Here is a 13,902-nt window from a genome sequence, read left to right on the forward strand (position 1 = left end):
GAAGGACTCCTCGGTTCTGCGGCGCCGGGGACCGGTGGCACCGTGCGGTGATGCCGCGGCACGACGCCGCGGGCCCGGGCGCCGGGCGGATCGCGATGGGCCTCCACCCTAACCCGGTCGCCTCCTGGGGACTTGGGTACCCTGTCAGGGTGATCGACATCAACCAGCTCCGTGAGAACCCCGACGTCTTCCGCGCCTCGCAGCGCGCCCGCGGGGCGGACGACGCCCTGATCGACCGGATCCTGGAGGCGGACGTCGAGCGCCGCCACCTGATCACCGAGTACGAGTCCCTGCGGGCCGAGCAGAACGCCTTCGGCAAGCAGGTGGCCCGGGCCCGGGGCGAGCAGAAGCAGGCGCTGCTCGAGGAGGTCAAGGAGCTGGCCGCCCGGGTCAAGGAGGCGCAGGCGGCGTCGGAGGCCGCCCGGGCCCGGCAGGACGAGCTCGTCGCGGTCGTGGACAACCTCGTCCTCGACGGCGTCCCCACGGGCGGCGAGGACGACTACGTCCTGCTCAGGACCGTCGGGGAGCCCCGCGACTTCGCCGCCGAGGGCGTCGAGCCGAAGGACCACCTCGAGATCGGCGAGCTCGTGGACGGCATCGACATGGAGCGGGGGTCCAAGGTCTCCGGCGCCCGGTTCTACTTCCTCAAGCGGGACGTCGCCCGGCTCGAGACCGCCCTGCTGCTCATGGGCCAGGACCAGGCCGTGGACAACGGGTTCATCCCCATGACCACCCCGAACCTCGTGCGCCCCGAGATCATGAGCGGCACGGGCTTCGACGTCGCGCACTCCGACGAGATCTACCACGTCGGCAAGGACGAGCTCTACCTCGTGGGCACCTCGGAGGTGCCCCTCGCCGGGTTCCACGCCGACGAGATCCTCGACCTCTCCGACGGGCCGCTGCGCTACGCCGGCTGGTCCTCCTGCTACCGCCGCGAGGCCGGTTCCGGGGGCAGGGACACCCGGGGCATCATCCGCGTGCACCAGTTCAACAAGCTCGAGATGTTCGTCTACTGCTCCCCGGAGGACGCGGAGGCGGAGCACGCGCGGCTGCTCGCGTGGGAGGAGGAGATGCTCGCCAAGTGCGAGCTCGCCTACCGGGTGATCGACACCGCCGCCGGGGACCTCGGCACCTCCGCGGCGCGCAAGTTCGACTGCGAGGCGTGGGTCCCCACCCAGGGCAAGTACCGGGAGCTGACCTCGACGTCGAACTGCACCACCTACCAGGCGCGGCGGCTCAACATCCGGGAGCGGCTGCCCGAGACCACGGACCCCGCCGGCAAGGTCCGCAAGGGCGGCACCCGCACGGTCGCCACCCTCAACGGGACGCTGGCGACCACCCGCTGGCTGGCCGCCATCCTCGAGACCCACCAGCAGGCCGACGGCTCGGTGCGCGTCCCCGAGGCGCTGCGCCCCTATCTGCGCGGCCAGGAGGTCATCCCCGTCCGTCGCTGAGCCGCCGGACGGTGTTCGGCTCCCGTTCATCTCACATCGAAATCTCGGCCATCCTGTCGGTGTGATGTGGCACCATGTCCCGCATGACAAAAGAAAAGACCGCTGGCACCGAGGACCAGCACGAACTCGTCGGCATCAACTCCACCGTCCCGCTGAAGGTCGAGCACTCGGAAGACCTCAGCGACACGGCCGGCGGCACCACCGCGCCCGCGCGCTCCGCCGCAGACGTCCGGATCCCCCTCAAGATCCAGCCTCCCCGCTCGAACGGGTGGAAGAAGGAGGCGGGCGTCCAGTACCTGGTGGCCCTCGACGTCGACGGAACCCTCGTCGACCACGACGGCCACATGTCCCGTCCGGTGCGCGAGGCCGCCCAGGCCGTGCTCGAGGCCGGCCACCACGTGGTCATCTCCACCGGCCGCTCCAAGGGGGCGACGCTGCCCGTGGTCGAGCTCATCGGCCAGGAGCGCGGCTACGCCGTGTGCTCCAACGGGGGCATGACGCTCCAGCTGGACCCGGAGCTGCCGGACTACCACCGGGTGCTCGAGTGCGTCTCCTTCGACCCGGGCCAGGCCCTCGAGGCCCTCGAGCACCGCCTGCCCACCGCGAAGTTCGCCCTCGAGACCGAGGACGGGTCCTTCTACTCCACCGAGCGCTTCCAGGACGCGTCCTTCGGCATCGAGGCGATCGGCGTGGACCTGCACCAGCTGGCGCGGATGAAGGCCGTGCGCATGGTGGTGTACAGCACGGAGCACACCCCGGAGGAGTTCGCCCGGGCGATCGACGAGGCCGGGCTGCACGGCGTCACCTACTCCGTGGGCTGGAGCGCCTGGCTCGACATCGCCGCCAACGGCGTCTCCAAGGCCAGCGCCCTGGAGCAGATCCGCCGCCGGCTCGGCGTGGACCCGTCCCACACGGTCGCCGTCGGCGACGGCCGCAACGACATCGAGATGCTCGACTGGGCCGCCCGCGGCGTGGCCATGGGCCAGTCCCCGGACGAGGTCGCGGCCGCGTGCCACGAGGTGACGCACACGGTCTACGAGGACGGCGTCGCCCGCATCCTGCGCTCGCTGCTCTGAGGCCCGCGGCTCACAGCCCGTACTCCTCGAGCAGCCGCAGCCAGACCTCGCTGATGGTGGGGAAGACGGGCACCGCGTGCCACAGCCGCTCCAGCGGCACCTCGCCGACCACGGCGACGGTCGCCGCGTGCAGCAGCTCCGTCACGTCCGGGCCGGCGAAGGTCGCGCCCACCAGGGTCCGGCGCCGCCGGTCGACCACCAGCTGCGCCCAGCCGCGGTAGTCGTCGCGGTGCAGGAGCGCCCCGGCCACGTCGATGGCGTGCTCCACGACGTCCACGTCCAGGCCGTCCTCGCGGGCCTGCTCGGCGGAACGGCCCACGGAGGCCACCGCGGGGTCGGTGAAGACGACCTGAGGCACGGCGCACCCGTCGGCCGTGGCCGCGAACGGGGACCACGGGGGAGCGGACGCCCCCAGCCGGCGGGTCGCGCGGGCCACGACCGCGTCCGCGGCGGCGCGCGCCCGGTACTTCCCCTGGTGGGTCAGCAGCGGCCCGCCCGCCGCGTCCCCGGCGGCGTAGAGCCAGGCGCCCTCCGCGCCCGCCACCAGGCCCGAGCCGTCGACCCGCAGCGCCGCCGGGTCCAGGCCGAGCTCCTCGAGGCCCAGGCCCGCCAGGGCGGGCCGCCGCCCCGTGCTCACCAGCAGCCGCTCCGCGGAGACGGTCCCGCCGCCCTCGAGGACGAGCTCGACGCCGCCGCCGACGGACCGGACCCGCTCCGTGGCCCGCCCCTCGACGAGCGTGACGCCCTCGGCCTCGAGGGCCTCGGCGACCAGCCGCGCGGCGGTGGACGGGAAGGCGCTCAGCAGCCGGCTGCGGGCGACCACCGTGACCCGGGAGCCCAGGCGGGCGAAGGCCTGCGCCAGCTCCGTGCCGGCCACGCCCCCGCCGAGCACCGCCAGGGACCCGGGGACCTCCTGCGCGGCGGTGGCGTCCCGCGTGCCCCAGAACGGCACGTCCGCGAGCCCCGGGACCGGGGGCACGACCGGCCGCGAGCCCGTGGCCAGCACCACGGCGTGCCGGGCCTCCAGGACCCGGACGCCGCCGTCCTCGGCGGTCACCCGGACCCGCCGGGGCCCGGCCAGTGCGCCCCGGCCCCGGACCAGGTCCACGCCGACCCCCGACAGCCACTCGACCTGGCCGGCGTCGTCCCAGTGGGCCGCGAACCCGTCCCGGCGGCGCAGCACCGCCGCTGTGTCCAGCGGGCCGGTGACGGCCTCCGCCGCTCCGGCGACCCCGCGGGCGGCCTCGACGGCGGCCCCGGGGCGCAGCAGCGCCTTCGACGGCGTGCACGCCCAGTAGGAGCACTCCCCGCCCACGAGCTCCGCCTCCACGAGCACGGCGCTCAGCCCGCCCCGCACCACGCGGTGGACCGCGTTCTCGCCGACGGGACCACCGCCGATCACCACGACGTCGTACGCGTCCTCGGGCTGTGCCATGCCCCGAGTCTGCCAACGAGCGTGCCGCCGGACAACAGCTCCGCGGCGACCCCGTGGGTGTGAGGCGCATCACATCCACGAAAGCGGGGTGATAGCCTGACCGGCAGACCGGGTGACGACGTCATCGACGACGACCGAAAGGCGTGCCGTGATCGAGTACGTGTCCGACCGGTGGGAGCAGATCCTCTTCGCCAGCTGGCAGCACTTCTCCCTGGTGGTCCAGTGCCTGGTCCTGGCCACGGTCCTCGCGGTGGCCCTCGCGGCGCTGTGCTACCGCTCGTCCCGGCTCACGACCGTGGCCAACAACGTCTCCGCCGTGGGGCTGACCATCCCGTCCTTCGCGCTCATCGGCCTGCTGATCGCCCCCCTGGGATTCGGGGTGACCCCCGCGGTCGTCGTGGTCACCTTCTTCGCCGTCCTCCCCGTCCTGCGCAACGCGCTCGTCGGGCTCGCCGGGGTCCCGCAGGCCACCGTCGAGGCCGCGCGCGGACTCGGCATGAGCCGGTCGGCGACCTTCCTGCGCGTGGAGCTGCCGATGGCCTGGCCCGTCATCCAGGCCGGCATGCGGGTCTCGGCGCAGATGGTGATGGGCGTGGCCGCCATCGCCGCCTACGTGCTGGGCCCCGGTCTGGGCGGCTTCATCTTCTCGGGGCTGTCGCGGCTCGGGGGCGCCAACTCCTTCGCGTCGGTCGTCACCGGCGTCGTCGCCGTCATCGTCGTCGCACTCATCCTGGACGGGCTGCTCGTGCTGCTCGGCCGACTCACCACATCGCGAGGTATCCGTGTCTGACTCCGTGACCACCCCCCGTACCGACTCCTCCGTCACCGGGGCCCGGATCCTGCTGGAGAACGTCTCCAAGCGCTACCCCGGGCAGGCCAGGGCCGCGGTCGACGGCCTGACCCTCGAGATCCCCGCGGGCAGCATCGTCATGCTCGTGGGTCCCTCCGGCTGCGGCAAGACCACCACGCTGAAGATGATCAACCGGCTCATCGAACCCTCCGAGGGGCGGATCGTCATCGACGGCCAGGACGTGACCTCGATGAACGGCGACGAGCTGCGCCGCGGCATCGGCTACGTGATCCAGGCCGGCGGGCTGTTCCCGCACATGAGCGTGGCCACCAACATCGGCATGGTCCCGAAGATGCTCGGCTGGGACAAGCAGCGCATCGCAGCCCGCGTGGACGAGCTGCTCGAGCTCGTCTCCCTCGACCCGGCCGTCTACCGCGACCGGTACCCGAGGGAGCTCTCGGGGGGCCAGCAGCAGCGCGTCGGCGTGGCCCGGGCGCTGGCGGCGGACCCGCCCGTGCTGCTCATGGACGAGCCGTTCGGGGCGGTGGACCCCATCACCCGGCAGCGGCTCCAGGACGAGCTCATCAACATCCAGCACGAGCTGCAGAAGACCATCGTGTGCGTGACCCACGACTTCGACGAGGCGGTCAAGCTCGGCGACTGGATCGCCGTCTTCGACGAGGGCGCCCGGATCGTCCAGTACGACGCCCCCGAACGGGTCCTGGCCGAGCCGGCCGACGAGTTCGTGGAGGACTTCATCGGCTCGGGCGCGGGCCTCAAGCAGCTCACCCTCACCCGGGTCCGGGAGGTCGACCTCGTCCCCGCGGTGACCACCCGTCCCGGCGAGGACGTCCGGGCGGTGCTCGGGCGGATCGACGAGGCGGGCACCCGGGACGTCGTCGTCGTCGACGACCGCGGCCGGCCGCTGTCGTGGCCGTCCCGCCGGCAGCTCGAGCGCTTCGAGACCGTCCCCGGGGAGCGCAACGACCGCCTGCCCCTGGTCGGCACGGGTGCCACGCTCAACGACGCCCTGGACACGATGCTCGTCTCCAGCACCGGCGCCGCGCTCGTGGTGGGAGCGCGGGACCGGTTCGAGGGCGTCATCTACGTCGAGACCGTCATGGCCGCGATCACCGAGGCCCGGCGGGCCGTGGCCGCGGAGGACGCGCCCCTCGGCCACAACACGGGCGAGATGCCCGCGGTGAGCGCGAGCTCGGGGGGCGGGGACCGATGAGCGCGCAGACCGAGCGCCCCGCCGCCGCGGAGCAGGACCCCGGGAACGCCCCGGCGCCCCGCCCGTCCACGGCCGACCCCGACCAGCGCACCTGGAAGGGCCTGCTCCTGCAGCCCCTGACGATCCTCGTGGCGCTGGGCCTGCTCGTGCTGTGGCTGTCCACGGCGGAGCTGACCGAGACGGAGGCCGTGACCCTGAGCCCCGCGTCGCTGTGGAGCTACACCGTGGAGCACCTGCAGCTGACGGTCGTGGCCACGGTGGTGGTCCTGCTCGTCGCGATCCCGGTGGGCATCCTCCTGACCCGGAGGCCGCTGCGCTTCCTCACCGGTCCGGTGATCGCGCTGGCGAACATCGGCCAGGCAGCCCCGGCGGTGGGCCTCGTCGTGCTGTTCGCCTTCTGGTTCGGCTTCGGCTTCCGGGCGGCCGTCGTCGCGCTGATCGTCTACGCGATCCTGCCCGTCCTGAAGAACACCATGGTCGGCCTCGACGGCGTGGACCGCAGCCTCGTCGAGGCCGGGCGCGGCATGGGGATGAGCGCCGTCTCGGTCCTGTTCCGCGTCGAGCTCCCCCTGGCCGTGCCGGTCATGCTGGCCGGCGTGCGCACCGCCCTGATCCTGGTGGTCGGCACCGCGACCCTGGCCACGTTCGTCAACGGCGGCGGGCTCGGGCTGCTGATCACCACCGGGGTCAACCTCAACCTCGTGCGGGTGCTGATCGCCGGGTCGATCCTCGTGGCGCTGCTCGCGCTCGCCATCGACTGGGTCGGCCGTGTGGTGGAGCACGTCGCGCGCCCGAAAGGACTGCGATGAGAACCTCCCGTGCCGCCGGCGGCGCCCTGCTGCTCGCCGGCGCCGGCCTGCTCCTGACCGGCTGCGGGCTCGAGCCCTCCACGGCGTACGTGCCCGCCGCCGAGCCCGGCTCCATCCAGCCCGTCGCGGGCGCCGAGGACACCGAGGTGCGGGTGACGTCCAAGAACTTCACCGAGCAGCTCATCCTCGGCAAGGTCGCGGTGCTGGCCGTGCAGGCGGCGGGCTTCGAGACGGAGGACATCACCAACGTCCCCGGCTCCCAGCCCGTGCGGGAGCTCATGCTCACCGGGGACGCCGACCTCACGTTCGAGTACACCGGCACGGCGTGGCTGACGTACATGGGCAACGAGACCGGCATCCCGGACCAGCAGGAGCAGTGGCAGGCCGTGCACGACGCGGACCTCGACAACGGGTTGACGTGGGGCGCCCCGGCGGCCCTCAACAACACCTACGCCATGGCCGTGCGCTCCGAGTACGCCGAGGCCCACGACCTGGAGACGGTCTCGGACATCGCGAGCCTGCCCGAGGAGGAGCGGACGTTCTGCGTGGAGTCCGAGTTCAACTCCCGCAGCGACGGGCTCACCCCCCTGCTCGCCCACTACGACCTGGACCGCGGCAGCGAGGTGCCCGAGGACAACATCGGCATCTACGACACCGGCGCCATCTACTCGGCCACGGACGACGGCGAGTGCAACTTCGGCGAGGTCTTCTCCACGGACGGCCGCATCCCGGCACTGGACCTCACCGTCCTCGAGGACGACCGGCAGTTCTTCCCCGCCTACAACGCGGCCCCCGTCTTCAGCACCGAGCTGCTGGACGAGTTCCCCGGGCTCGAGCAGGTCCTGGAGCCGATCGCCGCGGCGCTCACCGACGACGTGATGCAGGACCTCAACCGGCAGGTGGACGTCGAGGGACGGGACCCGGCCGACGTCGCCTACGAGTGGATGCTCTCCGAGGGGTTCATCGTCGAGCCCTGAGCCCCTCCGCCCGCCGGCCCGTCCGGGGCCGGCGCGCACAGGCCCAGCAGCCGGGCCGCCGCGGGGCGGGCGTCCTGCTCCTCCTGCCACAGGGAGCGCGCCACCGCCTTGGAGACCGCCTGCGGGGAGATGCCGAGCTCGGCGGCCACGACCTTCTGCTGGCCACGGGCCCCGGGCACGAGCAGGTCGACCACACGCCACTCCGCGTCGCTGCGCTCCGCCACGATCCGGCCCAGCAGCCGCAGCACGGACTGCGCCTGCGCCGCGGCCGGCGCGTCGTCGGCGGCCACGCGCACCGGCACCCGCCCGGTGGCGGCCTCGGCGGCGCGGCGCGCGTGCACCGTCCCGGGGCCGTCGGCGCGCAGGCCCGTCCGGCCCTCCGGGTCGGTAGCCGTCTCGAGCCGGACCGGTCCCACCCCGATCCCCACGCTCCAGGTCCCGCCGCGCAGCCCGGCGAGCGCGGCCGCGACCGCGGCGCCGGGCTCGGCGGTGATGCCCTGGACCGCGTGCGCCCGGGCGCGCTGGAACGGCACCACGGTCTCGAGGTCCGCGAGGCGGCGCAGGAGGCCCGGCACGAGGTCGCCCGCCTCGCGGCGGCGCTGGTCCAGGGTCACGACGTACACGGTCCCAGTATCGGGCACGGGGGCCGCGGGGGAGCGGGGGCGCGGCGGGGACTCACTCCCAGAAGCGCGGTTCGATGTCGACCCCCTGCACGATGAGCTCGTCCTCCAGGGGCTCCCGGCACACCACCGGCAGGCGCAGGCAGCCGATGCGGTCGTCGGGGCCGAAGTAGGCGGTGAGCCGGTCGAAGCCCTGCCGGAACGGTGCCAGCTCCTTGGCCGTGGCGGCGACCTCCGCCAGGTCGGCGTCGGAGCCGAGCACCCAGAAGGAGTCCGGGTCGGTCAGCTGGAGCAGTCCCACGGGGGCTCCGGCGTCGTTGTTCTCGGTGCCGGCCCAGCCCGGGGCCCGCAGCCACCCGCCCGGTGCCGCCGCGCCCAGGGCCGGCGCCAGGGGGTCGTACTCCCACGCCCGGGCGCGCTGCAGCCACGGGGGCGGCGCCGGGAGGTAGAGCGGGCCGTCGAGGTCCACGGGCCACCGGGCGGCGGCGAACGCCCCGGCGTCCACGCGGTCCCAGAACTGCTCCGCGGTGAGGTCGGTGCCCACGCTGTTGAGCGCCGCCCCGGGATCGTCCTGCCGCATGCCGTGCCAGTAGGTGGGGCGGGTCGGGACGTCGGCGCGCCGCAGCAGGGAGTCCAGCTCCTCGAGGTGGGCCGGCTCGCCGAGCACCACCGTCCTGGACTCGAAGTGCAGGACGTAGGGCACGCGCTCGGGGCTCACGGCAGCCCCGCGGTCCGTCCGCGGCGGCACAGCCGCGTGAAGCGGCCGAGCACCTGCAGCGCCTCCGGGGTGGCGGGCAGGTAGTCCGTCAGGGCGGGGGAGCGCACCACCACGGCGCACCACTGCCCCCGGGAGACCGCCACGTTGAGCCGGTTGGGGGAGAGCAGGAACTCCATGCCGCGCGGGCCGTCGGCGGCGGAGGCGGCCATCGACACGATCACCACGGGGGCCTCCTGGCCCTGGAACCGGTCGACGGTGCCCACGCGGACCCCGCGGCCGTCCTCGTCCCGCAGACCCGCGGCGCCGAGCTCCCGGCCGATCAGCTCGACCTGGGCGTTGTACGCCGCCACCACGAGCACGTCCTCGGGCGTCAGCGCCTCCGGGGGGAGCCCCGGTCCGGAGCGCCACGGCGTGCCGACGAACTCGTGGACCAGCTCCACGACGCGCCGGGCCTCCTCGGGCGAGGCCGTGCGGTTGCCGGTGTGCTCGACGTAGCAGGTGTGCAGCCCCGGGGCCACGCCGGTGAGCTCGCGGCGGCTCGCGGCCGGGGCGGACCCGAGCCGCCCGGCGTAGGAGAGCTCGGAGACCGGTGCGCACAGGGCCGGGTGCATCCGCCAGGTGCGGTCCAGGAAGTAGCCGTGCTCGGCGGGCAGCGTGGGCGAGCCGTGGGAGAGCCAGCCCAGCGCCGACTCGTCCACGGGCAGGGGGTGGGTGCCCTGCGAGACCTGCGGCAGCTGCTGCGGGTCGCCCAGCAGCAGCAGACGCCGCGCGGCGCGGGACACGGCCAGGGTGTTGGCCAGCGAGTACTGCCCGGCCTCGTCGACGACGAGCAGGTCCAGGGCCTCGTCCTCGAGGTGCTTGGCATTGGAGAAGTCCCACGCGGTGCCGCCCACCACGGCGCCGCCCTCCGCCAGGAACGCGGCGAAGTCCTTTCCCGGGACGTCGCGCCACGGCGCCTCCCGGTCCGCGGGCCGGCCGGAGGGCGGTTTCTTGCCGACGCGCTCGGGGGCGACCCCGCCCTTCTCGAGCACCCCGGTGAGGAGGTTCTCGACGACCGCGTGGGACTGCGCCACCACGCCGATCCGCCAGCCGGCCTCCACGAGCCGGCCGATCACGTGGGAGCCGAGATACGTCTTGCCGCTGCCGGGGGGTCCCTGGACGGCGAGGAAGCTGCGGTCGAGGGAGCGCAGGGCCTGCACCACGGCGTCGATCGTGCCGTCGGGGCCGTCGTGCGGACGGGGCAGGGGGCCGCCGTCCGCCGGCCGCGGCGCCCGGCGCCGGAGCAGCTCGACACCCGGCTGCCCGGGCAGTCCCGGCAGGGCGTCGGCCGTGCGCGCGGCGAGGGTCTGCAGGGACTCCTCGAGGGGGCGCGTGGCGATCGGCTGGGCCGGGCCCAGCGCGATCGGCAGCTCCGCCCAGGGCTCGGGGGCCGGGGCGTCCCGCGGCTTCTTCAGCCGTTCGCGCACGGTGAGCACCGCCGTGCCGTCCTCGTGCTCCTCGACGTTCTCGAGCGCGGCGGTCCAGTCCCCGGCGCGGCCGCTGCCGCGCGGGGCGGCGTCGTCGGCCAGGTGCGCGGGGACGGGGGCCCCGTACATCAGGAACAGCCCGGTGGTGCCCGGCTTCGGGGTGGAGCCCTCGCCGAACCGGCCCGCCAGGCGCAGGAGCCGGGTGGGTGCGGCGCTGCTGCGCCTGGCCGGGTCCTTCGCCCAGTCCTCGAGCACCTCCGCGCGCCGGACCACGAACACGTCGCGGGTGTCCTCCCAGTCCTCCACAGGGCCCTCGAGACGGTCGAAGTGGGACCACCAGTACTGCTTGCGCTCGCGCCGGTGGTAGCCGGTGGCCGAGGCGACCATCGCGACAGCCGTGCGCTGCTCCTCCGTCAGGGCGCCCCGCGCCGCCGGGTCGTCCAGATGCTCGTGCAGGCGCTGCTCGGCCCCCGTCATCCCGGCGTCCGGCAGCTCCTCGGGCAGCTCGAGCCGCTCCTGGGCGGGGCGCGGCGGGTGGTCCGCCGGGTCCGGGGAGATCCCGGCGAGGCCCAGCAGCCAGTCCCGCAGCCGCAGGGTCGAGAGGCAGTCGTACGCGTTGTAGTCGGCGATCCCGGCCAGCAGCCGCTCCGCGGCGTCCTCCCGCCCGGCCTCCCGGGCCGTGCACCAGTCGGCGTAGGCGACCACCGACGCACCGGCGTCCACGACGTCCCCGGTGCGCAGGTGCTCGCCCATGTAGAGCGGCTCCAGCTTCTTGATGGAGTACGAGCTCTCCGACAGCCGCAGGCTTCCCCGCACGGTGTCGTAGAGGTCCACCAGGACGTTCTCGCGCAGCAGCTCGTCCACGGCGTCCTCGCCCACCGCGTGCACGAGCGAGAGCCGGCGCAGGGCCGCCTTCTCGTAGTTGGCGTAGTGGTACACGTGCATCCCGGGGAAGCGCCGGCGACGCTCGGCCACGTAGTCCAGGAATGCCCGCAGCGCGTCCCGCTCCTGGGTCCGGGCGTGCGCCCAGAACGGCCGGAAGACGGGGGCGGCGCCGGGAGCGGGGGGCTGCTCAACGACGCCGAACAGGTACTCGAGCCCCCAGGACGTCGGGTCCTCGGGGTCCTGCCACAGCGGATCGCCCTCGAAGTCGAAGAACACGTCCCCGGCGTCGGGGGCGGGCAGCCGCCGCAGCGGGTCCGTGGCCGTGATCCGGTAGGCGACCCGGCGGGTCCCCCCGTCCTTCGGGTACTCGACCGCGCCGTCCTCCCCGCCCCGGCCGGTCTGCATGGCCGCCTGGTCCCGCAGCCGCCGCACGGCGCCGGGGAGCGGGCGGTCCTCCAGCGCCGCGAGCTCGTCGACGGTGCGCACCCCGTGCCGGTCGCGCAGCGTGCGGCGCATCCGCACGGACAGTCCCGCCGTCAGCAGCAGGTCCCGGTGCGCGGCGACGGCCCGGGTGCAGTGCTCGCACCGGCCGCAGCGGGCGACGTCGTCGTCCTGCCAGTCCACGGGCCCGGTCCGCGCCCGGTGCGCGGCGGCGGCCGCGACGAACCGCTCCCGGCGCTCGCGGTAGACCGCCAGGTGCTCGGACACGGGGAAGACCGCCTCCCGCTGGTCGCCGAGGACCAGGGTGACCTCGGGGGCCACGTCCACCCCGGCCCGCTCGAGCTGGTCGGCGTAGGCGGCGAGCTGGAGCAGGGCGGTGACCTTGGCGTGCCGGGCGAGCTTGGTGTCGTGCACCGCGTACGCACCGTCCGGGCGGCGGACGAGGAAGTCGGCCCGGCCGTGGAAGCGGCCGTCGAAGAAGGAGGCCTGGAAGACCACGTCGGCCCCCGCGCGCAGGACGCCCAGGGACTCGGCGTGCTTGGCCGTCAGCTCGTCCCGGTCCATGCGCCGGGCCGGCTGGACCTCGTGCACGCCCCGTCCGGTCGCCGCGTCCCAGGGGCCGAACGCCTCCAGGTGCGCGGCCAGGACCCGGTGCTCGTGGGCGTCGCCCAGCTCCGCCGTGCGGGCGAGCATCGCGTCCCGCCCCGGGGCCCGGCGGGGCGCCCGGCCCAGCTTCTCGTCCAGGACGCACAGGCTCGCGTAGGGGCACTCGGCCGCGCGCACGAGGTCGCTCGCGGAGAAGACGAGGTCCGCCTCGGGGCCCAGCAGGAACATGCGCATCCTTCCGACGGCACCGGGTCCGTCCCGGGTCCGCGTCCATCGAACCACAGGGACCGGACGTCACAAGGAGGGCGGGACCAGGAGCGCAGGACGAGGATCGGCCGGCAGGTCCTCGGACCTGCCGGCCGACTCCCGGCGGGCCGGTGACCGGCCCGCCGGGATGGACCGGGAGAGATCGATGGGATGCGGCGCGGGTGGGGGGACCCCCGCCGCCACCGGGCACCTCGCGGGTGCGCTCCGGCGACCTCGATCCCGGTCGGCGGCCCGGATGCCGATGGGGGGATGCATCCTGGGGCCGTCGGGCCGGCTGAGCCGGCCGAACCCAATATAACGAAATTCATGGAATCCCTGTAGGGCTCACGTCACGTCACGTCGCGCCCGGGGGAACGGCCGGGCCGGGAGCCCCGCACGCGCGGGGGCCGGGGACCGTCCGGTCCCCGGCCCCCGCCGTCGCACCCGTCCGCTCAGTCGGTGGACGGGGCCTTCTCCTCGGCCTCGGCGGCCGACTCGTAGTGGGACTGCTCGAAGCGCTCGCGGGCCTCCTCGACGAGGCGCTCGGCGGTCTCCCGGCCCTCCCAGCCCTCGCCCTTGACCCACTTGTTGGGCTCGAGGTCCTTGTAGCGCTCGAAGAAGTGCTGGATCTCCTTGAGCTTGAACTCGTCGATGTCGTCGAGACCCTGGATGTGGTCGTAGCGCTTGTCCGTGGACACGCACAGGATCTTCGCGTCCCCGCCGGCCTCGTCGTTCATGTTGAACACGCCGACGGGCCGCGACTCCACGAGCACGCCCGGGACGATCTCGAAGTCCAGGAGCACGAGGGCGTCCAGGGGGTCGCCGTCCTCGCCCAGGCTGTCCTCGAAGTAGCCGTAGTGCGCGGGGTACTGCATCGACGTGAACAGGACGCGGTCCAGGCGGAGGCGACCGGTCTCGTGGTCGATCTCGTACTTGACGCGCGATCCCCGGGGGATCTCGATGGTGACGTCCAACTCCATGGTGCTTCTCCTCGTGCTGGGTGGGCCCGGACGGGCCGGAAAGGGCTGACAGCGGCCGAGCACGGCCGCACCACCCGGGCGGGGTGGGGCAGATCCGACACCCACGATAGCGGCGGCCCCGCGGGCGGCGGTAACCGTCCGGCCCGCCACGGTGCCTTCACTGCA

The 13,902-nt window shown here is 74.2% G+C and carries 11 protein-coding genes; 6 read left to right on the forward strand and 5 right to left on the reverse strand.

Annotated features, from left to right (window positions below; all coding sequences use genetic code 11):
• Window positions 1-149: 149 nt before the first annotated feature.
• Both serS and ACFYE3_RS13170 read left to right on the forward strand, forming a co-directional pair.
• On the forward strand, window positions 150-1,454 hold the full coding sequence (serS, locus tag ACFYE3_RS13165) for a serine--tRNA ligase (protein WP_387609880.1): 1,305 nt from the start codon (window positions 150-152) through the stop codon (window positions 1,452-1,454).
• A 74-nt stretch (window positions 1,455-1,528) separates the two neighbouring features.
• Window positions 1,529-2,530, forward strand: coding sequence for an HAD family hydrolase (locus ACFYE3_RS13170; protein ID WP_387609882.1), 1,002 nt, complete (start codon window positions 1,529-1,531; stop codon window positions 2,528-2,530).
• A gap of 10 nt (window positions 2,531-2,540) precedes the next feature.
• On the opposite strand, the gene ACFYE3_RS13175 is transcribed toward ACFYE3_RS13170, so the two are convergent.
• Entirely contained in the window at window positions 2,541-3,965 is a 1,425-nt protein-coding gene (locus ACFYE3_RS13175; RefSeq protein WP_387609883.1) for a dihydrolipoyl dehydrogenase family protein, read from the reverse strand.
• A gap of 148 nt (window positions 3,966-4,113) precedes the next feature.
• On the opposite strand from ACFYE3_RS13175, the gene ACFYE3_RS13180 reads away from it, so the two are divergent.
• The 4 genes from ACFYE3_RS13180 to ACFYE3_RS13195 are packed head-to-tail and all read left to right on the forward strand — an operon-like array spanning window position 4,114 to window position 7,775.
• On the forward strand, window positions 4,114-4,755 hold the full coding sequence (locus tag ACFYE3_RS13180) for an ABC transporter permease (RefSeq protein ID WP_368832689.1): 642 nt from the start codon (window positions 4,114-4,116) through the stop codon (window positions 4,753-4,755).
• 4 nt (window positions 4,756-4,759) lie between these two features.
• A complete protein-coding gene (locus ACFYE3_RS13185) occupies window positions 4,760-5,989 on the forward strand; it encodes an ABC transporter ATP-binding protein (RefSeq protein WP_387609885.1) in 1,230 nt (409 codons plus the stop codon).
• Window positions 5,986-6,798 (forward strand): ABC transporter permease, encoded by an 813-nt coding sequence (locus tag ACFYE3_RS13190; RefSeq protein ID WP_387609887.1) that lies wholly within the window; start codon window positions 5,986-5,988, stop codon window positions 6,796-6,798. The genes ACFYE3_RS13185 and ACFYE3_RS13190 overlap by 4 nt, the downstream gene beginning before the upstream one ends.
• Window positions 6,795-7,775, forward strand: a complete 981-nt coding sequence (locus ACFYE3_RS13195) for a glycine betaine ABC transporter substrate-binding protein (RefSeq protein WP_387609890.1) — start codon at window positions 6,795-6,797, stop codon at window positions 7,773-7,775. Before ACFYE3_RS13190 ends, ACFYE3_RS13195 begins: the two co-directional genes overlap by 4 nt.
• Here ACFYE3_RS13195 and ACFYE3_RS13200 read toward each other — a convergent pair.
• The 4 genes from ACFYE3_RS13200 to ACFYE3_RS13215 form a co-directional block, all read right to left on the reverse strand.
• Window positions 7,733-8,398 carry a hypothetical protein gene (locus tag ACFYE3_RS13200; RefSeq protein WP_387609892.1) on the reverse strand — a complete coding sequence of 222 codons (666 nt, stop codon included), beginning with the start codon at window positions 8,396-8,398 and terminating at the stop codon, window positions 7,733-7,735. The genes ACFYE3_RS13195 and ACFYE3_RS13200 overlap by 43 nt on opposite strands.
• 52 nt (window positions 8,399-8,450) lie before the next feature.
• Entirely contained in the window at window positions 8,451-9,113 is a 663-nt protein-coding gene (locus tag ACFYE3_RS13205) for a hypothetical protein (RefSeq protein ID WP_368820888.1), read from the reverse strand.
• Complete coding sequence (locus tag ACFYE3_RS13210) at window positions 9,110-12,739, reverse strand: TM0106 family RecB-like putative nuclease (RefSeq protein ID WP_387609894.1); 3,630 nt, start codon at window positions 12,737-12,739, stop codon at window positions 9,110-9,112. The genes ACFYE3_RS13205 and ACFYE3_RS13210 overlap by 4 nt, the downstream gene beginning before the upstream one ends.
• 470 nt (window positions 12,740-13,209) lie before the next feature.
• Window positions 13,210-13,737, reverse strand: coding sequence for an inorganic diphosphatase (locus ACFYE3_RS13215; RefSeq protein ID WP_368832683.1), 528 nt, complete (start codon window positions 13,735-13,737; stop codon window positions 13,210-13,212).
• Between the last annotated feature and the right edge of the window lie 165 nt (window positions 13,738-13,902).

Origin of the sequence: Kocuria arenosa, from assembly GCF_042879215.1 — a bacterium.
In the GTDB taxonomy this organism is placed as follows: Bacteria; Actinomycetota; Actinomycetes; order Actinomycetales; family Micrococcaceae; genus Kocuria; species Kocuria arenosa.